Below are 19,590 nucleotides of genomic sequence, written 5' to 3' on the forward strand. Positions count from 1 at the left end.
GCCTCAGTCGGCCTCGTGGGTCAGTTCCAGCACCCGGTCGACCAGCTTGTAGATCCCGCCCGCCGCCTCGCCAATGCTCTGCGCCAGCATGTAGGCGGGGGTGCTGACCAGCTTGCGCTGAGTGTCTTCGACGATGTCGTGCACATCGCATTCTTCATGGGTGCCGCCCATCTTGACCACGGCCGCGCTGGTGTCGGCATCGTTGCCGATGGTGCAGACCACGCCTGGCCCGTAGATCTTGGCCGCCAGGGCCGGCGAAATGCAGATCAGGCCCACCGGCTTGCCCGCTTCGGCGAAGGCTTCGGCCAGTGCGAGCACATCGGGGTTGACCGAGCATTTGTCGCCTTCCACGGCGAAGTTGGAGAGGTTTTTCGCAGCGCCGAAGCCACCGGGCACGATCAGTGCGTCGAAGTCGTCCGCATTCGCTTCACGCAGGTCCTTGACCTCGCCGCGCGCAATGCGCGCCGACTCCACCAGCACGTTGCGCGTTTCGGGCATCTCTTCGCCGGTAAGGTGGTTGATCACATGCATCTGCGCGATGTTCGGTGCAAAGCACTGCACCTGGGCGCCACGCTGGTCAAGGCGCAGCAGGGTGATGACGCTCTCGTGAATTTCGGCACCGTCGTACACACCGCAACCGGAAAGGATCACCGCAACTTTTTTCTTGGTCATGCTCACTACTCCCGTTCAAGGCGCTAAATGTCCCCTGATTTGGCCATTCTCGCCAGGCTCTCTACATAGATCGCAATGCAGGGGGAGTGTTCAGTCGTGAGAGCGAGCAGCCAGGCCTATGGCCGGTCGCCACCTTCGCCAGGGTGCTGCTCCCGGGCCTGGGCCCGCGCCTGTTCGGCCTGGGCCTCGGCGGCTTCCTGGCGGGCAATGCGGGCGGCCTTGAAGCGCCGGCGCAGCCACAGCAGGGCGCCCAGTACCACCAGGGCACCGAGTACCCACAGCTCGTACTTCTTCACGTTGCCCAGCAGCCCTTCGAGGATGGCGCCGAAGTGGTAGGCGGCCGCGCCCAGGGCCAGTGCCCATACTGCGGCACCGATGCCGTTGAGCAGCAGGTAGCGGCGCGGCGGGTAGCCGGACAGGCCGATGGCAACGGGCATCACCGTGCGCAGGCCGTAGACGAAACGGAAACTCAGCACCCAGATGTCGGGGTGGCGGCGGATGTGCTCCAGCGCACGGTCCCCCATCATCTGCCAGCGCGGCTTGCGCGCCAGCAGCTTGCGCCCGTGACGACGCCCCATGAAGTACCACAGCTGGTCGCCGGCATAGCTGCCGAAGAAGGCAACCAGCACCACCATGTTGATATCCATGTAGCCACGGAACGCAAGAAATCCGGCGAGAACCAGTATGGTCTCACCTTCAAAAAAGGTGCCTAGAAAAAGGGCAAAATAGCCGAAATCCTGCAGGAATTGTTCAAGCATTTTCTGGGTGCTGGCGAAATGAACGCGCAGCCTACCCCCTGGGAGGCTTTAGGGAAAGTGTCCAAATGTGTCTCGACGTGAACATTTCCTACAAGGAGAATGAATGCGTCCATAAGTCGCAGGGTTGCCTCAGGTCGTCATACGGGCGTCATAATGGCTGCTTATAACTGTCGCGCTCGCCCGCCTGCGCGGGCTCAGGAGTCTGCCGTGAGCTTTACCCCCGCTAACCGTTTGTTTCCTGCCACTCGCCTGCGTCGCAACCGCCGTGACGACTTTTCCCGTCGCCTGGTGCGCGAAACCACACTGACTGTTGACGACCTGATCCTGCCGGTGTTCGTGCTGGACGGCGAAAACCGTCGCGAGGAAGTCGCCTCGATGCCGGGCGTGGAGCGCCTGAGCATCGACCTGCTGCTGCAGGCCGCCGAGGAGTGGGTGAAGCTGGGTATTCCGGCGCTGGCCCTGTTCCCGGTGACCCCGCTGGACAGGAAGTCGCTGGATGGCGCCGAAGCCTACAACCCGGACGGTATTGCCCAGCGCGCCACCCGCGCCCTGCGCGACCGCTTCCCGGAGCTGGGGGTGATCACCGACGTGGCACTGGACCCGTTCACCACCCACGGCCAGGACGGTATCCTCGACGAGGAAGGCTACGTCCAGAACGACATCACCGTCGACGCCCTGGTGCGCCAGGCGCTGTCGCATGCCGAGGCCGGCGCCCAGGTGGTGGCCCCGTCGGACATGATGGACGGGCGGATCCAGGCGATCCGTGAAGCCCTGGAGCTGGCCGGTCATGTCAACGTGCGCATCATGGCCTACTCGGCCAAGTATGCCAGCGCCTACTACGGCCCGTTCCGCGACGCGGTCGGCTCGGCGCTGAACCTGGGCAAGGCCAACAAGGCCTCGTACCAGATGGACCCGGCCAACACCAACGAGGCCCTGCATGAAGTGGCCGCCGACCTGTCCGAAGGCGCCGACATGGTAATGGTCAAGCCAGGCATGCCGTATCTGGATATCCTTGCGCGGGTCAAGGACGAGTTCAAGGTGCCGACCTTCGTCTACCAGGTCAGTGGCGAGTACGCGATGCACATGGCCGCGATCCAGAACGGCTGGCTCTCGGAAGGGGTTATCCTCGAATCCCTCACCGCTTTCAAACGAGCGGGCGCCGACGGCATCCTGACCTATTTCGCTGTTCGCGCCGCACAATTGATGAGAGGGCAGTAACGCCCTTCAGGAACGCTAGATGAATAACGAAGCACTTACCGAAGTCGAAGTGAAGGATGCCCAGCCGGTGCCCGAGCAACTGGTCGAAACCCCGCCGGACCTCGAGCCCGCGCCGGTGGTCGAAGCCGAGGCGCCCGTGGTGGCTCCGGCCCCGGCGGTGCCGGCGATTGCCGTGCCGGGCCTGGACGACAGCAGCCTGTACATCCATCGCGAATTGTCCCAGCTGCAGTTCAACATCCGCGTGCTGGAGCAGGCGCTGGACGAGTCCTACCCGCTGCTGGAGCGACTGAAGTTCCTGCTGATCTTTTCCAGCAACCTGGATGAGTTCTTCGAAATTCGTGTGGCGGGCCTGAAGAAGCAGATCACCTTCGCTCGCGAGCAGGCCGGCGCCGACGGCCTGCAGCCGCACCAGGCGCTGGCGCGCATCAGCGAGCTGGTGCACAGCGAAGTGGACCGCCAGTACGCGATCCTCAACGACGTGCTGCTGCCGGAGCTGGAAAAGCACCAGATCCGCTTCATCCGCCGGCGTCACTGGACCACCAAGCTCAAGACCTGGGTGCGCCGCTACTTCCGCGATGAGATCGCGCCGATCATTACCCCGATCGGCCTGGACCCGACCCACCCGTTCCCGCTGCTAGTGAACAAGAGCCTGAACTTCATCGTCGAGCTCGAAGGCATCGATGCGTTCGGCCGTGATTCGGGCCTGGCGATCATTCCGGCGCCGCGTCTGCTACCGCGGGTGATCAAGGTGCCGGAAGACGTCGGTGGCCCCGGCGACAACTACGTGTTCCTGTCGTCGATGATCCATGCGCACGCCGACGACCTGTTCCAGGGCATGAAGGTCAAGGGCTGCTACCAGTTCCGTCTGACCCGCAACGCCGACCTGGCGCTGGACTCCGAGGACGTCGAAGACCTGGCCCGCGCCCTGCGTGGCGAGCTGTTCTCGCGTCGCTATGGCGATGCGGTGCGCCTGGAAGTGGCCGATACCTGTCCCAAGCACCTGTCCGACTACCTGCTCAAGCAGTTCAGCCTGAGCGAGCACGAGGTGTACCAGGTCAATGGCCCGGTCAACCTCACGCGCCTGTTCAGCATCACCAGCCTGGACAGCCACCCGGAGCTGCAGTACACGCCGTTCACCCCGGCAATTCCCAAGCTGTTGCAGAACAGCGAGAACATTTTCAGTGTCATCAGCAAGCAGGACATCCTGCTGATGCACCCCTTCGAGTCGTTCACCCCGGTGGTCGACCTGCTGCGTCAGGCGGCGAAAGACCCGCACGTGCTGGCCGTGCGCCAGACCCTGTACCGCAGCGGCGCCAACTCCGAGATCGTCGACGCGCTGGTGGATGCGGCGCGTAACGGCAAGGAGGTCACCGCAGTGATCGAACTGCGCGCGCGTTTCGACGAAGAGTCCAACCTGCAGATGGCCAGCCGCCTGCAAGCGGCGGGTGCGGTGGTGATCTATGGCGTGGTCGGGTTCAAGACCCACGCCAAGATGATGCTGATTCTGCGGCGCGAGGCCGGCGAGATCGTGCGTTATGCGCACCTGGGTACCGGCAACTACCACGCCGGCAACGCCCGCCTGTACACCGACTACAGCCTGCTGACCTCCGACGACGCCTTGTGCGAGGACGTCGGCAAGCTGTTCAGCCAGCTGATCGGCATGGGCAAGACCCTGCGCATGAAGAAGCTGCTGCACGCGCCGTTCACCCTCAAGAAGGGCATGCTCGACATGATCGCGCGCGAGACCCAGTTCGCCCTGGAAGGCAAGCCGGCGCACATCATCGCCAAGTTCAACTCGCTGACCGACCCCAAGATCATCAAGGCGTTGTACAAGGCCAGCCAGTCGGGCGTGCGCATCGACCTGGTGGTGCGTGGCATGTGCTGCCTGCGTCCGGGCATTCCGGGCGTTTCGCACAACATCCACGTGCGCTCGATCATCGGGCGTTTCCTGGAACACACCCGGGCGTTCTACTTCCTCAATGGCGGGGAAGAGCAGATGTTCCTTTCCAGTGCCGACTGGATGGAGCGCAACCTCGACAAGCGTGTCGAGACCTGCTTCCCGGTGGAGGGCAAGAAGCTGATCCTGCGGGTGAAGAAGGAGCTGGAGGGGTACCTGACCGACAACACCCACGCGTGGCTGCTGCAGTCGGACGGCCGCTATGTGCGCAGCACGCCGACCGGCAACCAGAACCCGCGCAGTGCCCAGGCCACTCTGCTCGAGCGCCTGAGCAACCCGGTGCTTATCGTACGCTGAGGGTAAAGCCGACCCGGGCCAGCCATTCGGCTTCCAGGCCGAAATCGGCCTGGGTCAGCTGGTTCTGTTCCAGCCAGCCGGCCGGGAACTCCACATCCAGGCTCTGGCCGGCGGCATGCAGCTTGACCGTCGGCATCTGCTGGGTACCGCGGATGTGGTGGAACAGGATCGCGAAGCGCAGCAGCACGCACAGACGAATCAGCTTCACGCCGTCGTCGCCGAATTCGGCGAACTTGTCCTTGGGGATGTTGCGCCGGTGCCCGCGCACCAGCAGTGCCAGCATCTGCTGGTCTTCACGGGAGAAGCCGGCCAGGTCGGAGTGCTCGATCAGGTAGGCGCCGTGCTTGTGGTAATGATAGTGGGCGATGTCCAGGCCCACTTCGTGCACCTTGGCCGCCCAGCCCAGCAGTTCGCGCCAGATCCCGTCTTCAAGATCCCACGCCTTGGCCACCTGGTCGAAGGCATGCAGCGCCTTGCGCTCGACCCGTGCCGCCTGCCCCTGGTCGACGTGGTAGCGCTCCATCAGCGAGGTCAGGGTGCGTTCGCGCACGTCTTCGTGGTGGTGGCGGCCCAGCAGGTCGTACAGCACGCCTTCGCGCAGGGCACCTTCGCAGTGGTCCATGCGTTGCAGTTCCAGCGCGTCGAAGATCGCCTCCAGGATCGCCAGGCCCGCCGGGAAGATGGTGCGCCGGTCGGGCTTGACCCCTTCGAAATCGACCTTGTCGGTATCGCCCAGCTTGAACAGTTTGCGCTTGAGCCAGGCCAGACCTTCGGCGTTGACCTCGCCGTTGCCCATGCCGCCGGCCTTCAGGGCCAGGCCGATGGCGCGGATGGTGCCCGAGGAGCCGATGGCTTCATCCCAGGTCAGGCGGTGCAGGGCATTCTCGATGCTCATCAGCTCCAGGCGCGCGGCGGTGTAGGCCTGGGCATAGCGCGCCGGGGTGATCTTGCCGTCGCGAAAGTAACGCTGGGTGAAGCTCACGCAGCCCATCTGCAGGCTTTCGCGCAGCAGGGGCTCGAAGCGCTGGCCGATGATGAATTCGGTACTGCCGCCGCCGATGTCGGCCACCAGGCGCTTGCCGGGGGTGTCGGCCAGGGTATGGGAGACGCCCAGGTAGATCAGGCGTGCTTCTTCACGGCCGGAAATCACCTCCACCGGGTGTCCGAGAATGGCTTCGGCGCGGCGGATGAATTCGCCGCGGTTGCGCGCTTCGCGCAAGGCGTTGGTGCCGACGATGCGCACCGCGCCGTCAGGCATGCCGTTGATCAGCTGGGCGAAGCGCTTGAGGCAGTCGAGCCCGCGTTGCATGGACTCTTCGCTGAGCTGGCGCTCTTCGTCGATGCCGGCGGCCAGCTGAACCTTTTCCCCCAACCGCTCCAGGATGCGAATGTCGTTGTGGTGGGCCTTGGCCACGACCATGTGAAAACTGTTGGAGCCCAGGTCGATGGCGGCTATCAGGGACAGATTCTTGGCTGGGTTTTGCGGCATGGTGATGGGTTCTCGGTCGATAACCCGGCAATCGTGCCACGATCCGCCGCCGACGCCAACGCGCAGTGTGGCAAGGCTTGACCTGACGCAGTTGCGAGTCTTTTTTATGACTTTTGTGTGACAGTCGATATGCAACGTCTCGCACAACTATAGTTACAGTCAATCGCGCGTGGCTTCCTGTCTACGGCGATGGCGGCTATGATGGGCCACGTTTTTTTGCTTACGACCTTGGAGACTTCCATGAGCAGCGATCTTATCAAACACGTCACCGACGCCACCTTCGAAGCCGACGTGCTCAAGGCTGAAGGTCCGGTGCTGGTCGACTACTGGGCTGAATGGTGCGGCCCATGCAAAATGATCGCTCCGGTTCTGGACGACATCGCCGCTACCTACGAGGGCAAACTGACCGTCGCCAAGCTGAACATCGACGAAAACCAGGAAACCCCAGCCAAGCACGGCGTGCGTGGCATCCCGACGCTGATGCTGTTCAAGAACGGCAATGTCGAGGCGACCAAGGTCGGCGCATTGTCCAAGTCTCAGCTGCAGGCGTTCCTCGACGCCAATATCTGAGTCGAAAAAAGCCCCGCATTCGTCGGGGCTTTTCTCTGTCTGGTGACTAGACGCCAGAAAATGCAAGTGATACATTCGGCCTCGCACTGTTTCTTTCAGTGCCCCCTGCACGCCGTCGCCGACGCACCTCAATTCGAATTAGTACGCGATCCTGTCGCCTTCTCTGCGGCGCGGCTTCATTAAGCCAGAAGCTTAATTCCCCCTTCTTACATGATTACGTCATTCCCCTTATGAATCTGACTGAACTCAAGCAAAAGCCGATTACCGATCTGCTCGAATTGGCCGAACAGATGGGCATAGAAAATATGGCCCGTTCGCGCAAGCAGGACGTGATTTTCTCCCTGTTGAAAAAGCACGCGAAAAGCGGCGAGGAAATCTCCGGTGACGGCGTGCTGGAGATTCTCCAGGACGGTTTCGGCTTCCTGCGTTCGGCTGACGCTTCGTACCTGGCCGGCCCGGACGACATCTATGTCTCGCCCAGCCAGATTCGTCGCTTCAACCTGCGTACCGGTGACACCATCGTCGGCAAGATCCGCCCGCCCAAAGAAGGCGAGCGCTACTTCGCGCTGCTCAAGGTCGACACCATCAACTACGACCGTCCGGAAAACGCGAAGAACAAGATCCTCTTCGAAAACCTGACGCCGTTGTTCCCGAACAAGCGCCTGAAGATGGAAGCCGGCAACGGTTCCACCGAAGACCTCACCGGTCGCGTCATCGACCTGTGCGCGCCGATCGGCAAGGGCCAGCGCGGCCTGATCGTCGCCCCGCCGAAAGCGGGCAAGACCATCATGCTGCAGAACATCGCGGCCAACATCACCCGCAACAACCCCGAGTGCCACCTGATCGTGCTGTTGATCGACGAGCGCCCGGAAGAAGTGACCGAGATGCAGCGCACCGTGCGCGGCGAAGTGGTCGCCTCCACCTTCGACGAGCCGCCAACCCGTCACGTGCAAGTGGCCGAGATGGTCATCGAGAAGGCCAAGCGACTGGTCGAGCACAAGAAGGACGTGGTCATCCTGCTCGACTCGATCACCCGTCTGGCCCGTGCCTACAACACCGTGATCCCGAGCTCCGGCAAGGTGCTGACCGGTGGTGTCGACGCCCACGCCCTGGAGAAGCCGAAGCGTTTCTTCGGTGCTGCACGTAACATCGAGGAAGGCGGTTCGCTGACCATCATCGCCACCGCGCTGGTCGAGACCGGCTCGAAGATGGACGAAGTGATCTACGAAGAGTTCAAGGGTACCGGCAACATGGAACTGCCCCTGGACCGTCGCATTGCCGAGAAGCGCGTGTTCCCGGCCATCAACATCAACCGTTCGGGTACCCGTCGCGAAGAGCTGCTGACCGCCGACGACGAGCTGCAGCGCATGTGGATCCTGCGCAAGCTGCTGCACCCGATGGACGAGATCGCTGCCATCGAGTTCCTGGTCGACAAGCTCAAGCAGACCAAGACCAACGACGAGTTCTTCCTGTCGATGAAGCGCAAGTAACACGGGCGGTACGCAAGAGCCGGGGAAACCCGGCTTTTTGCTATCTGTACATTGTCTATTCTGGCGGGCGGGGTTCGGCGCTACACTTTGCACCCCGACCGCTACGGCGAACACGAGGCTCCCGCATGCAGTATCGCGATTTGCGCGACTTTATCCGCGGCCTGGAACAGCGCGGCGAACTCAAGCGCATTCAGGTCCCCATCTCCCCGATCCTGGAAATGACCGAGGTCTGCGACCGCACCCTGCGTGCCAAGGGCCCGGCGTTGCTGTTCGAGAACCCTACCGGTTACGACATCCCGGTGCTGGGAAACCTGTTCGGAACCCCGGAGCGCGTGGCCATGGGCATGGGCGCCGAGTCGGTCAGCGAACTGCGCGAGATCGGCAAGCTGCTGGCCTTCCTCAAGGAGCCCGAGCCGCCCAAGGGGCTGAAGGACGCCTGGTCGAAGCTGCCGATCTTCAAGAAGGTCATCTCGATGGCGCCCAAGGTGGTCAAGGATGCGCCCTGCCACGACGTGGTGATCGAGGGGGACGACGTCGATCTTGGCGCGCTGCCGATCCAGCACTGCTGGCCGGGCGACGTGGCGCCGCTGATCACCTGGGGCCTGACCGTGACCCGAGGTCCGAACAAGGACCGCCAGAACCTGGGCATCTATCGCCAGCAGGTCATCGCCCGCAACAAGGTCATCATGCGCTGGCTGAGCCACCGTGGCGGCGCGCTGGACTACCGCGAGTGGTGCGAGAAGCACCCTGGCCAGCCGTTCCCGGTGGCCGTGGCACTGGGCGCCGACCCGGCGACCATCCTCGGCGCGGTGACCCCGGTGCCCGACAGCCTGTCCGAGTACGCCTTCGCCGGCCTGCTGCGCGGCAACCGTACCGAGCTGGTCAAGTGCCGCGGCAATGACCTGCAGGTGCCCGCCACCGCCGAGATCATCCTCGAAGGCGTGATCCACCCCGGCGAGATGGCGCCCGAGGGCCCGTATGGCGATCACACCGGCTACTACAACGAGGTCGACAGCTTCCCGGTGTTCACCGTGGAGCGCATCACCCACCGCACCAAGCCGATCTATCACAGCACCTACACCGGGCGTCCGCCTGACGAGCCGGCGATTCTGGGCGTGGCGTTGAATGAAGTGTTCGTGCCGATCCTGCAGAAGCAGTTCCCCGAGATCACCGACTTCTACCTGCCGCCTGAAGGCTGCTCGTACCGCATGGCGGTGGTCACCATGAAAAAACAGTACCCAGGGCACGCCAAGCGCGTGATGCTGGGGGTGTGGTCGTTCCTGCGCCAGTTCATGTACACCAAGTTCGTGATCGTCACCGACGACGACATCAACGCGCGGGACTGGAACGACGTGATCTGGGCCATCACCACGCGCATGGACCCCAAGCGCGATACCGTGATGATCGACAACACGCCGATCGACTACCTGGACTTCGCCTCGCCGGTTTCCGGCCTGGGCTCGAAGATGGGCCTGGATGCCACCCACAAGTGGCCGGGCGAAACCACCCGCGAGTGGGGGCGTGTCATCGTCAAGGACGAGGCCGTCACCCGACGCATCGATGAGCTGTGGACACAGTTGGGAATAGACTGATGCAGGTTACCTTGCAGCCCTCCGGGGCGGTGCTGGCACTGAACCCTGGTGAGCGCATACTGGATGGGGCCCGTCGTCTGGGCTATGACTGCCCGCAGAGCTGCCGCAATGGCAATTGCCATGTGTGCGCGGCACTGCTGGTGGAAGGCCGTGTGCGCCAGGATGGCGAGGTGAAGGACCATGGCGAGCTGTACACCTGCATCGCCGAGCCGCTGGAGGATTGCGTGTTGCTGTGGGATGGCGTGTTGGCCCTGGGCGAGCTGCCGGTGCGCAAGCTGGCCTGCCAGTTGAGCGAATGTGTCGAGGTGGGCGGCGACGTGTGGCGCGTGCGTCTGCGCGCGCCGGCCGGCAAGCCGCCGCGCTACCACGCCGGGCAGTACCTGATGATCGAGCGCGAAGCTGGCGACAAGGCCGCGTTCTCGCTGGCCTCGGCGCCACACAGCGGGCGTGACCTGGAGCTGCACGTGCTGGCCCGCGAGAGCAGTGCACTGGAACTGATCGCACAGTTGCAGCGCAACCGCATGGCGCGGGTGGAGCTGCCGTTTGGCGACACGCACCTGGCCGAACTGCCGGACGGGCCGCTGGTACTGATTGCTGCCGGTACCGGCATGGCGCAGATGCACAGCCTGATCGAACATTGCCGGGCCAGCGGCTTCAAGCACCCGGTGCACCTGTACTGGGGAGTGCGCCGCCCGGAAGACTTCTATCAGATCGAGCACTGGGACGAGTGGGCAACGCTGCCCAACCTGTTCCTGCACAAGGTAGTGAGCGACCTGTGCGGCTGGGAGGGGCGCTGCGGACTGCTGCACGAGGCCGTGTGCGAAGACATTGCCGACCTTGCGGGCGTGCACGTGTATGCCAGTGGCTCGCCCACCATGATCTACGCCACCCTCGATGCCCTGGTGGACGCTGGCATGGACGCACACCAGATGCGCGCCGATGTATTCGCTTATGCCCCGCGCGGCTAACTTAGGTAATAACGGCGCGTTGCAATAACGCGCCGATTCAAATAACCCGATTGTGCCTCGTTGGTTATAAGTGCTGGCCGCGTTAATTATTGCAAGCACCGCCAAAAACTATTACTACACTTGAAACAGCAGGCCTGAAAGCCCCGGTGCTGGGGGCTTTGTTTGCAACGGGGGCTTGTATTCGAGCGGCCATCTGCCGTACGGTCGATGTATTGTTATTGCAATGACTTTACAGTGGGCCACTTCAGTAGTTCACGAGGAATTCTGGCGGCGATCATGTCGGCAATTGAAACTGCACCCTCGAGTTTGGCGTACCCTCCGGTGCTCGACTTCGGTCAGCAACTGACCCACGAGCAACTTCGACAATCGGTTGATCACACCATGTCCCGCCATCAGGGCGGCCCGGTCTGGCTGTTTGCCTATGGCTCGCTGATCTGGCGACCGGAATGCAGCGCGGCCGAGCGCCGGCGGGCACGCGTGCATGGCTATCATCGCGGCCTGTACCTGTGGTCCCACGAGCACCGCGGCACTCCGGAGTGCCCGGGGCTGGTGTTCGGTCTGGACCGTGGTGGCTCGTGCAGCGGCTTTGCCTATCGGCTGCCCGAAGAGCGCCTGGAGGATTCATTGCTGGCGCTGTGGCAGCGCGAGATGCCGTACCCGGCGTACCGTCCGCACTGGCTCAACTGCCGCCTCGAGGACGGCAGCAAGGTGCAGGCACTGGGCTTCGTGCTGGAGCGGCACCTGCCGTGCTATGCCGGCAACCTGCCCGACACCTTGCTCAGCCATATCCTGGCCAGCGCCAAGGGCCGCTACGGCACCACCCGCGACTATGTCGAGCAGACCCTTTCGGCGCTGCGCACCCATGCCATGCCCGACCGCAACCTGGAGGCACGCTTCAAGCGTTGTCATTCGGCGGACAAGGCGTGAAGCCTGCGGTACCATCGCGCCCCTTATCAATGGACGTGTTGGGAATCAGGGATGAAACGCTGGCTTGGAATACTGTTGTGCTGGTGCTGCGCCGTGCAGGCCGAGCATGTGCCCACGTTCGCGCTGCCCCCGGCCCCGGTATACCCGAGGGCCATGAGGCTGGTGAGCCTGGAGGGCGCTGTGCGCATCGGCTACCAGGTCGATTCGCGCGATGGCTCGGTCAGCCATGTAACCGTCAAGCACAGTGATCATGCGTTGTTCAGTGCGTCTGCAGAAGCGGCCATCGCAAAGGTGCGGTTCGAACCCTGGACGGTGGCCGCGGGCGAGCCGGTGAAAACCGATGTGGTGCAGAGCCTGCTCTTTCGCATGGATGAGCAGTCCATGGCGATGACCCTGGATGCCCAGGCCGCGTTGCCGCAGCTGCAGTGCAAGCTGTTCAACTATTACCTGACCACCTACCGTCAGATCCGCTCGCATCAGCCGCTGTGGCAGATGGACAGCGTGGCCACGTCCATCGGCTTGCTGGCCAGGACGTCACCCGCATCGCCCACCCTGCTGCAGTTCAAGCAGGCGCAGCAGGCGTTCGAGGCAGCGCTGCCGTCTATCGAGCGGCGCTGCGCCGGGCAGCCCGACCTGATGTTCATCGACGCCTGGCCGCAGCAACTGCGTGACCTTGCGCTCAAGCAGCTGTGAGAAGGAATGCCATGACAACACCACTTCCGGTCTTTACCTATTACCCCGGCAAGGTTCATTACATCGTGGCCAGCAGCGAGGCTTGCGTGTGCTGCGGGCAGGCGCGTGGTTACCTGTATGACGGCACGCTGTACACCGCGCAGACACTCGAGGGCGATATCTGCCCGTGGTGCATCGCCGATGGTTCGGCGGCCAGGCGCTACGACGGCAGTTTCCATGATGTGTATGCGATGGGGGAGGCGGGCATAAAGCCTGAGGTGCTCGACGAGATCGCCTACCGCACGCCGGGCTATCCCACATGGCAGGACAGCCAGTGGATGCACCATTGCGGTGACGCCTGCGAGTTCCACGGGGACGCCAGCGCCGAGGACATCAGTGAGGCCACGCCGGCGACCCGGGAGCACTGGGCCGAGTACAACGGCATGACCGTGGAGGACTGGTCGTGGGCCGCGGTGGGGTATGCGCCGGGCGGGGATACCGGGTTCTACAAGTTCGTGTGCCGTGGGTGCAAGCAGGTGCTGCTGGCCTGGGACATGAGCTGACGTTCACGCCTCTATCGCGGGTCAAGTCCGCTCCCACAGGGCAGTGCGGGAGCGGGCTTGGCTATCGCACAGACACCACCAGCTTGCCCACCGCCTTGCGCCCCGCCAACTGCTCGATTGCAGCCCCGGCATCGGCCAGTGGGTAGGTCTGCGACACCAGTGGTTTCAGCTTGCCCTCGGCATGCCACGCAAACAGCTGCTTGAAGTTCGCGGCGTTATCCGCCGGCTGGCGCTGCGCGAACGCACCCCAGAACACCCCCAGCACCGCCGCGCCCTTGAGCAGCGTCAGGTTCACCGCCAACTGCGGGATCTGCCCGCTGGCGAACCCCACCACCAGCATCCGTCCGTTCCACGCCAGCCCGCGCACCGCCTGCTCGAACAGCTCGCCGCCCACCGGGTCGAAAACCACGTCCACGCCCTGGCCACCGGTCAGGCGCTTGATCTCGTCCTTGAGGCCGCTTTCGCTGTAGTTGATCAGCTCGTCGGCACCGGCAGCCTTGGCCACGGCCAGCTTGTCGGCGCTGCTGGCCGCTGCGATCACCCGCGCGCCCAGGGCCTTGCCGATCTCCACCGCCGCCAGCCCGACACCGCCCGACGCGCCCAGCACCAGCAGGGTTTCCCCGGCTTGCAGATGCCCGCGCTGGGTGAGCGCGTACATCGAGGTGCCGTAGGTCATGCCGAATGCGGCAGCCGTGGCGAAGTCCATGTGCGCCGGGATCGGCATCACGTTGTAGCCCGGCACCGCGATCTGCTCGGCAAAGCTGCCCCAGCCGGTCAGCGCCATCACCCGGTCGCCCACCTGCAACGGCTCGGCCTTTTCGCCCACCTCCAGCACTACCCCTGCTGCTTCGCCACCCGGCGAGAACGGCAGTGGCGGCTGGAACTGGTACTTGCCCTGGATGATCAGGGTGTCGGGGAAGTTGACCCCCGCCGCATGCACCTGCACCAGCACTTCATTGCGTTTGGGCACTGGGCTGGCGACCTCTTCGAGGACCAGGTCGCTGGCCGGACCATGGGCTTTGCACAACACGGCTTTCATCAGGGCTATTCCTTTGCGGGTGGTGGCCGATAAGTGTAGGTGGGCAGGGTGTCGGGTCAACGAGCATGCCCCGGCCTGATAAGCCGGCATAAGCCCGGGCTTGGGTTTGGCGAAGGCGCTGGGTATGCTGGCGCCAACTGTTTGAGGAGCGAATTGGTGAAAGCGTGGATCTTGATGGTACTGGCCCTGATGCTGCCAGCGGCGGCCATGGCCGAAGAAGCCAAGGACGGAGAGGGCGCGCCGAAGGTGTCGTACATCTCCCTGACCCCGCCACTGGTGGGCAACTATGCCCTTGATGGCGGCCCCAAGCTGCGCGTGTACAAGGCCGATGTGGCGTTGCGCGTGGACAACGATGTGGATGCGGCCGCGGTCAAGCACCACGAACCGCTGATCCGCAACCAGCTGGTGGCCCTGTTCACCCAGCAGAGCCTGGACGGCATGAGCAACGTCGAGGCCAAGGAACACCTTCGCCAGGAAGCCCTCAAGCAGGTGCAGCAGGTGCTCAACGGCGAAGAAGGCCGGCCGGTGGTGGCCGACCTGCTGTTCAACAACCTGATCGTGCAGTAGTCACGAGGCCAGGCTGCGGCGAAAGCGTGCCAGGGCGATCGCAAAGAACGCCAGGCCGATCGCCGCCAGCGCCAGCAGGTCCGGCCACACCACCGATGCGTCGGCGTCGCGGAACAGGATCGCGGCACCCAGGCTGACGAAGTGGGTGGAGGGTGACAGTTGCATCACCCACTGCAGCCATTGCGGCATGCTGTCCAGCGGCGTGCTGCCGCCCGACAGCAACAGCATCGGTATGATCACCGGGATCGCCAGCAAGCCGAACTGCGGGGTCGAGCGCGCCAGTGTGGCGAGGAAGATCCCCAGCGCGGTGCTGGCGAACAGGTACAGCGCGGTCACGCCCAGGAACAACCCCATGGAGCCGGCCAGCGGCACTCCCAATGCCCCCTTGACCACCACCTCCAGCGACACCCAGGTGCACAGCACCACCACCAGCGCGTTGCTGCCGATCTTGGCCAGCATGATTTCCAGTGCCGTCAGTGGCAGTACCAGCAGGTGGTCGAGGGTGCCATGCTCGCGTTCGCGCAGCAGCGCAGTGCCGGTCAGCACGATGGCCAGGATGGTGATGTTGTTGACGATCTGGATCACCGCCAGAAACCAGCCGCCCTCCAGGTTGGGGTTGAACAGCGCCCGTGGGCTCAGCAGCGCCGGGCTCTGCACGGCCTGCTTGGCGTAGTCGAGCAGCTCGCGTTCGAAGATCCGCCCGATGTAGCCGGCGCCCATGAACGCCTGGCTCATGGCGGTGGCGTCGACGTTCACCTGCAGTTCCGGGGTGCGCCCGGCCAGCAGGTCGCTCTGGAAGTTCACCGGGATATTGATCACGAAGGTGTACTGGCCGCTGTCCATGGCCTGGTCGAGCTGGTCGTAGGGCAGCGTCACCGCCGGCTGGAACTCCGGCGGTTGCAGCGCCTCGCCCAGCTTGCGCGAGACCAGGCTGTGGTCTTCGTCGACGATGGCCACGCTGGCGTTGTGCACGCCGATCACCGAGCCGGCGGCGGGCATGTAGATGGCCACGCTGAAGGCATACAGCAGAAACAGCAGCAGCACGCTGTCGTGGCGCAGGCTGGTCAGCTCCTTGAGACCGAGGCGGTAGATATGGGCCAGGCGCTGCATCAGACCTCCTGCTTTTTCAGCATGATCAGGCTCAGCCCGGTGAAGCCGGCGAAGAACCCGAACAGGGCCAGGCACTGCGGCCAGAGTTCGCGCAGGTCCAGGGCCTTGGTGAAGGTGCCGACGGCAATGTCGAGGAAGTAGCCGGCCGGGAACAGCTGACCCATCAGTGCTGCCGCGCCATCGAGAGAAGAGCGTGGCACGATCAGCCCGGAGAACTGGATGGTCGGCAGGCTGGTGATGATCATGGTGCCCAGGATCGCCGCGATCTGGGTGCGGGTGAATGCCGAGATCAGCAGCCCCAGGCTGGTGGTGGCCAGCAGGTACAGCACCCCGCCGCAGGCCAGGGCCAGTGCGCTGCCCTTGAAGGGCACGCCGAACAGCCAGCGGTTCATCGCCACCAGCAACGCCAGGTTGACCAGGCTCACCAGCAGGTACGGGGCCTGCTTGCCGAGCAGGAACTCCAGGCGCGTGAGCGGCGTGGCGTAGAAGTTGGTGATCGAGCCCAGCTCTTTTTCACGCACGATGCCCAGTGCCGTGAGCATCGCGGGAATGAATGCCAGGATCAGCGCCATCACCCCGGGGCCGATGGCGTTCACGCTGATCACGTCCTGGTTGTAGCGAAAGCGGGTTTCAAGCTTTACCGCTGCCAGGCCTGGCTGTGCGCGGCTGCTCAGCGCGGCGAGCTGTTCGAGGTTGGCCTGGTGCACGGCCTCCACATAGTTGCGGCTGGTTTCGGCGCGAAACGGCATGCCGCCATCGAGCCAGGCCGCCACCACCGGCTGGCGCCCGGCATTCAGGTCGCGGCCAAAGCCGGGGGGGATCTCCAGCGCCAGCTTGATTTCCGAGCGTTGCAGGCGCTTGTGCAGTTGCGCGGCGTCGCGGATCGGCGCCTGCTCGGCGAAGTAGCGCGAGCCGCGAAACGCTTCCAGGTACAGACGGCTTTGCGGGCTCTGGTCCTGGTCGTAGACCGCGAATGCCAGGTTCTCCACGTCCAGCGAAATGCCATAGCCGAAGATCACCATCATGAACAGCGCACCGAGCAGGGCGAAGGCCAGGCGCACCTTGTCGCGCAGCAGCTCCTTGCCTTCGCGGGTGGCTACCGCGAACAGCCGCACGAAGCTGAAGCCGCTGCGGGGCGGCGGGCTGGCGGTCTCGGCGGTGGTGCTCACCGGTTGGGCCTCGGTCGGCGCCGGGCTGCTGTTCTGCGCCTGTTCCAGGCAGGTGACGAAGGCGTCTTCCAGGGTCTGGCCGCCGAACTGCTGTTGCAGCGCGGCCGGGGTATCGCAGGCCAGCACACGGCCGGCATGCATCAGCGAGATGCGATCGCAGCGCAGCGCCTCGTTCATGAAGTGGGTGGACAGGAAAATGGTCACGCCCTGCTCGCGGGACAGCTCGATCAGCAGGCGCCAGAAGTCGTCGCGTGCGGCCGGGTCGACGCCGGAGGTGGGTTCGTCGAGGATCAGCACTTCAGGCCGGTGCAGCACCGCCACGGCCAGCGACAGGCGCTGGCGCAGGCCCAGCGGCAGGGCGCCGGACTGCTGGTCGGCAATGTCGCCCAGGTCGAAACGATCGATCAGTTCGGCGATGCGCGGGGTGCTGTCGGCCTTGTTCAGGTCGAACAGGCGCGCGTGCAGCTCGAGGTTCTGACGCACGCTCAGTTCGCCATACAGCGAAAAGCTCTGCGACATGAAGCCGACGCGCTTGCGCGTGGCCAGGTCCTTGGCGTCGACCGGGCGGCCGAGCAGGGTGGCGCTGCCTTCGCTGGCCGGCATCAGGCCGGTGAGCACCTTCATGGTGGTGGTCTTGCCACAGCCGTTGGAGCCCAGGAAACCGAAGATCTCGCCACGGCCGATGGCGAAGCTGACCTTGTTCACTGCGGTGAAGTCGCCGAAGCGCAGGGTCAGTTCATGGGCCTCGATGGCGATGTCGCCGTCGTCGGCCGGGCGTGGCGGGATCACCAGCGGCGCCTGGGTGCGGCTGCGGTCATCCTGCTGCTGGCTCTGGTAGCAGGTGAAGGCGTCGTCCAGCTTGCCGCTGGCGGTGGCGCCGGCCAGCTCGCGGCTCAGCCCCTGGGCGATCAGGCGACCACGGTCGAGCATCAGGCAGTGCTCGAACTGTTCGGCCTCTTCCATGTAGGCGGTGGCCACCAGCAGGGTCAGTTGCGGACGCTCGCCGCGCACCTGCTCCACCAGCTCCCAGAAGCGCCGGCGCGACAGCGGGTCGACGCCGGTGGTGGGCTCGTCGAGAATCAGCAGGTCGGGCTCGTGTATCAGTGCGCAGCACAGCCCGAGTTTCTGCTTCATGCCCCCGGAGAGCTTGCCTGCCGGGCGCTCGGCAAAGCGTTCCAGGTCGGTGGCCAGCAGCAGCGCGTGCATGCGCGTGTCGCACTCGGTGCGGCTCAGGCCGAACAGCGTGGCGAAGAAGCGGATGTTCTCGCTGATCGACAGCTCGGGGTACAGGTTGCCGCCCAGGCCCTGGGGCATGAAGGCGATGCGCGGGTACAGGCTGTTGCGGTGGCGGCGCTGGCGGATCGAGCCGTCCAGCACCTGCAACTCGCCCTGTTGCAGCTTCTTTACCCCGGCAATCAGCCCCAGCAGGCTCGACTTGCCCGCACCGTCCGGGCCGATCAGGCCGCAGCGGGTGCCTGCCGGAAGTTCAAAGCAGATGTTTTGCAGGGCCTCGAGGGAGCCGTAGCGGTGGCTGATGCCACGCGCCTGCAGCGCCAGGGCCGTCATTGCAGGTTGGCCGGCCAGTCCACGGGGGCGCTACGCACATAGCCGGCGCCGGGCATGCCCGGCTTGGCCTGGGGCACCGCGCTGGGCTCGGTCAGGCGCAGCTTGACGCGAAACACCAGCTTCTGGCGCTCGTCACGGGTTTCCACCTGCTTGGGGGTGAACTGCGCCTTGGCTGCCACGAAGCTGATCTTGGCCGGCAGCGCGCGGTCGGGCAGGGCATCGAGCACGATGCGCGCCTGGTCGCCCACGGTCAGTTTGCCGGTGGTGGAGGCGGGCAGATAGAGGTTCATGTACTGGTCGCTGGGATCGATCAGCAGCAGTACGCGCCCGCCGGCCCCGAGCACTTCGCCCGGTTCGGCCAGGCGCAGCTGGATCACGCCATCGATGGGCGCGCGCAGGCTGCTGTCGTCGATTTCGCTGGTGAGCTGGGCCACCTGGGCCTCGGCGGCACCGATGGCGGCCTTGATTGCCGCGAGTTGCGCTCGCGCTGCCACCACGGCTGAATTGCTGGTGTCGTAGCGGGCCTGCTGCTGGTCGAGCAATTGCTGGCTGGAGTACTTGCGCTGGAACAGTTCGCGCACGCGCTTGAGTTCCTGGCTGGCCAGCAGCTGTTCGCTCTGGCGCAGCTGCACGGTGGCCTGGGCGGCCGCGTAGTTCTCGCGGGCACGCAGCACTTCGGCTTCGGCCTGGTTGCGCTGGGCCTCCATGGTGCGGGTGTCGATGCGCGCCAGCAGTTGGCCCTTGTGCACCACGTCGCCCTCGTCGGCCAGCACTTCGGCCAGGCGCCCCGGCACTTTGGTGGCGATCTGCACCTCGGTGGCCTCAAGGCGACCGTTGCCCATGCTCAGGCCTTCGGGCAGACGGTCGTGCATGGACTTCCAGTAGCCCAGGCCGCCGGCTGCCACCAGCAGCGCAATCAGCGCGCCGGCAAAGAGTTTGGGGGTGTGTTGGCTCATCGACATGCAC

17 protein-coding genes are annotated in these 19,590 nt (G+C 64.5%); 10 read left to right on the plus strand and 7 right to left on the minus strand.

The annotated features are described in order from the left end of the window. Positions 1 to 3: 3 nt before the first annotated feature. Together elbB and CR917_RS19190 are read right to left on the minus strand one after the other, a co-directional pair. Complete coding sequence (gene elbB, locus CR917_RS19185) at positions 4 to 672, minus strand: isoprenoid biosynthesis glyoxalase ElbB (RefSeq protein ID WP_043863385.1); 669 nt, start codon at positions 670 to 672, stop codon at positions 4 to 6. 116 nt (positions 673 to 788) lie between these two features. Continuing rightward, positions 789 to 1,430 carry a DedA family protein gene (locus CR917_RS19190; RefSeq protein ID WP_088514618.1) on the minus strand — a complete coding sequence of 214 codons (642 nt, stop codon included), beginning with the start codon at positions 1,428 to 1,430 and terminating at the stop codon, positions 789 to 791. Positions 1,431 to 1,637: 207 nt separating this feature from the next. Here CR917_RS19190 and hemB point away from each other — a divergent pair, with 207 nt between their 5' ends. Further along, positions 1,638 to 2,648, plus strand: a complete 1,011-nt coding sequence (hemB, locus tag CR917_RS19195; RefSeq protein WP_043863387.1) for a porphobilinogen synthase — start codon at positions 1,638 to 1,640, stop codon at positions 2,646 to 2,648. Positions 2,649 to 2,667: 19 nt separating this feature from the next. Further along, positions 2,668 to 4,902, plus strand: a complete 2,235-nt coding sequence (gene ppk1, locus CR917_RS19200) for a polyphosphate kinase 1 (protein WP_043863388.1) — start codon at positions 2,668 to 2,670, stop codon at positions 4,900 to 4,902. Here ppk1 and ppx read toward each other — a convergent pair. Beyond that, positions 4,889 to 6,391 carry an exopolyphosphatase gene (gene ppx / locus CR917_RS19205; RefSeq protein WP_104572809.1) on the minus strand — a complete coding sequence of 501 codons (1,503 nt, stop codon included), beginning with the start codon at positions 6,389 to 6,391 and terminating at the stop codon, positions 4,889 to 4,891. The genes ppk1 and ppx overlap by 14 nt on opposite strands. Before the next feature lie 240 nt (positions 6,392 to 6,631). Between ppx and trxA the strand changes: the two genes are divergently transcribed. The 7 genes from trxA to CR917_RS19240 all read left to right on the plus strand — a co-directional run bounded on the left by trxA (position 6,632) and on the right by CR917_RS19240 (position 13,173). Further along, a complete protein-coding gene (gene trxA, locus CR917_RS19210; protein WP_043863390.1) occupies positions 6,632 to 6,961 on the plus strand; it encodes a thioredoxin TrxA in 330 nt (109 codons plus the stop codon). 230 nt (positions 6,962 to 7,191) lie between these two features. Continuing rightward, positions 7,192 to 8,451, plus strand: a complete 1,260-nt coding sequence (gene rho, locus CR917_RS19215; protein ID WP_043863391.1) for a transcription termination factor Rho — start codon at positions 7,192 to 7,194, stop codon at positions 8,449 to 8,451. 125 nt (positions 8,452 to 8,576) lie between these two features. Next, a complete protein-coding gene (ubiD, locus tag CR917_RS19220) occupies positions 8,577 to 10,043 on the plus strand; it encodes a 4-hydroxy-3-polyprenylbenzoate decarboxylase (protein ID WP_054915496.1) in 1,467 nt (488 codons plus the stop codon). Beyond that, positions 10,043 to 11,011: a CDP-6-deoxy-delta-3,4-glucoseen reductase gene (locus CR917_RS19225; RefSeq protein ID WP_043863393.1), complete on the plus strand. Its 969-nt coding sequence runs from the start codon at positions 10,043 to 10,045 to the stop codon at positions 11,009 to 11,011. Before ubiD ends, CR917_RS19225 begins: the two co-directional genes overlap by 1 nt. 276 nt (positions 11,012 to 11,287) lie before the next feature. Further along, the gene (locus CR917_RS19230) at positions 11,288 to 11,938 is read left to right on the plus strand and encodes a gamma-glutamylcyclotransferase (protein ID WP_043863394.1); all 651 of its coding nucleotides are present in this window, start codon (positions 11,288 to 11,290) and stop codon (positions 11,936 to 11,938) included. A 51-nt stretch (positions 11,939 to 11,989) separates the two neighbouring features. Further along, positions 11,990 to 12,631: an energy transducer TonB gene (locus CR917_RS19235; protein ID WP_104572810.1), complete on the plus strand. Its 642-nt coding sequence runs from the start codon at positions 11,990 to 11,992 to the stop codon at positions 12,629 to 12,631. An 11-nt stretch (positions 12,632 to 12,642) separates the two neighbouring features. Next, a complete protein-coding gene (locus CR917_RS19240) occupies positions 12,643 to 13,173 on the plus strand; it encodes a CbrC family protein (RefSeq protein WP_054915498.1) in 531 nt (176 codons plus the stop codon). Between the two features lie 61 nt (positions 13,174 to 13,234). On the opposite strand, the gene CR917_RS19245 is transcribed toward CR917_RS19240, so the two are convergent. Then, positions 13,235 to 14,212 carry an NADPH:quinone oxidoreductase family protein gene (locus CR917_RS19245; RefSeq protein ID WP_104572811.1) on the minus strand — a complete coding sequence of 326 codons (978 nt, stop codon included), beginning with the start codon at positions 14,210 to 14,212 and terminating at the stop codon, positions 13,235 to 13,237. Between the two features lie 156 nt (positions 14,213 to 14,368). Between CR917_RS19245 and CR917_RS19250 the strand changes: the two genes are divergently transcribed. Then, positions 14,369 to 14,779 (plus strand): flagellar basal body-associated protein FliL, encoded by a 411-nt coding sequence (locus CR917_RS19250; protein ID WP_054915500.1) that lies wholly within the window; start codon positions 14,369 to 14,371, stop codon positions 14,777 to 14,779. On the opposite strand, the gene CR917_RS19255 is transcribed toward CR917_RS19250, so the two are convergent. The 3 genes from CR917_RS19255 to CR917_RS19265 are packed head-to-tail and all read right to left on the minus strand — an operon-like array spanning position 14,780 to position 19,586. Next, positions 14,780 to 15,889: an ABC transporter permease gene (locus CR917_RS19255; protein ID WP_043863399.1), complete on the minus strand. Its 1,110-nt coding sequence runs from the start codon at positions 15,887 to 15,889 to the stop codon at positions 14,780 to 14,782. Further along, positions 15,889 to 18,624, minus strand: coding sequence for a ribosome-associated ATPase/putative transporter RbbA (gene rbbA, locus CR917_RS19260; protein ID WP_104572812.1), 2,736 nt, complete (start codon positions 18,622 to 18,624; stop codon positions 15,889 to 15,891). The genes CR917_RS19255 and rbbA overlap by 1 nt, the downstream gene beginning before the upstream one ends. Next, positions 18,621 to 19,586 carry an HlyD family secretion protein gene (locus CR917_RS19265; protein WP_043863401.1) on the minus strand — a complete coding sequence of 322 codons (966 nt, stop codon included), beginning with the start codon at positions 19,584 to 19,586 and terminating at the stop codon, positions 18,621 to 18,623. The genes rbbA and CR917_RS19265 overlap by 4 nt, the downstream gene beginning before the upstream one ends. Positions 19,587 to 19,590: the final 4 nt, after the last annotated feature.

The sequence above is a fragment of the Pseudomonas sp. BRM28 genome (genome assembly GCF_002939405.1).
Classification (GTDB): Bacteria; Pseudomonadota; Gammaproteobacteria; order Pseudomonadales; family Pseudomonadaceae; genus Aquipseudomonas; species Aquipseudomonas palmensis.

Excerpts from the sequence above, each read along its gene's own strand:
- CR917_RS19265 (WP_043863401.1), bottom strand. The coding sequence starts at position 19,586 with ATGTCGATGAGCCAACACACCCCCAAACTCTTTGCCGGCGCGCTGATT.
- ubiD (WP_054915496.1), top strand. The coding sequence starts at position 8,577 with ATGCAGTATCGCGATTTGCGCGACTTTATCCGCGGCCTGGAACAGCGC.
- rbbA (WP_104572812.1), bottom strand. The coding sequence starts at position 18,624 with ATGACGGCCCTGGCGCTGCAGGCGCGTGGCATCAGCCACCGCTACGGC.
- rho (WP_043863391.1), top strand. The coding sequence starts at position 7,192 with ATGAATCTGACTGAACTCAAGCAAAAGCCGATTACCGATCTGCTCGAA.
- CR917_RS19235 (WP_104572810.1), top strand. The coding sequence starts at position 11,990 with ATGAAACGCTGGCTTGGAATACTGTTGTGCTGGTGCTGCGCCGTGCAG.
- CR917_RS19240 (WP_054915498.1), top strand. The coding sequence starts at position 12,643 with ATGACAACACCACTTCCGGTCTTTACCTATTACCCCGGCAAGGTTCAT.
- elbB (WP_043863385.1), bottom strand. The coding sequence starts at position 672 with ATGACCAAGAAAAAAGTTGCGGTGATCCTTTCCGGTTGCGGTGTGTAC.
- CR917_RS19255 (WP_043863399.1), bottom strand. The coding sequence starts at position 15,889 with ATGCAGCGCCTGGCCCATATCTACCGCCTCGGTCTCAAGGAGCTGACC.
- CR917_RS19230 (WP_043863394.1), top strand. The coding sequence starts at position 11,288 with ATGTCGGCAATTGAAACTGCACCCTCGAGTTTGGCGTACCCTCCGGTG.
- ppx (WP_104572809.1), bottom strand. The coding sequence starts at position 6,391 with ATGCCGCAAAACCCAGCCAAGAATCTGTCCCTGATAGCCGCCATCGAC.
- ppk1 (WP_043863388.1), top strand. The coding sequence starts at position 2,668 with ATGAATAACGAAGCACTTACCGAAGTCGAAGTGAAGGATGCCCAGCCG.
- trxA (WP_043863390.1), top strand. The coding sequence starts at position 6,632 with ATGAGCAGCGATCTTATCAAACACGTCACCGACGCCACCTTCGAAGCC.
- CR917_RS19225 (WP_043863393.1), top strand. The coding sequence starts at position 10,043 with ATGCAGGTTACCTTGCAGCCCTCCGGGGCGGTGCTGGCACTGAACCCT.
- CR917_RS19190 (WP_088514618.1), bottom strand. The coding sequence starts at position 1,430 with ATGCTTGAACAATTCCTGCAGGATTTCGGCTATTTTGCCCTTTTTCTA.
- CR917_RS19245 (WP_104572811.1), bottom strand. The coding sequence starts at position 14,212 with ATGAAAGCCGTGTTGTGCAAAGCCCATGGTCCGGCCAGCGACCTGGTC.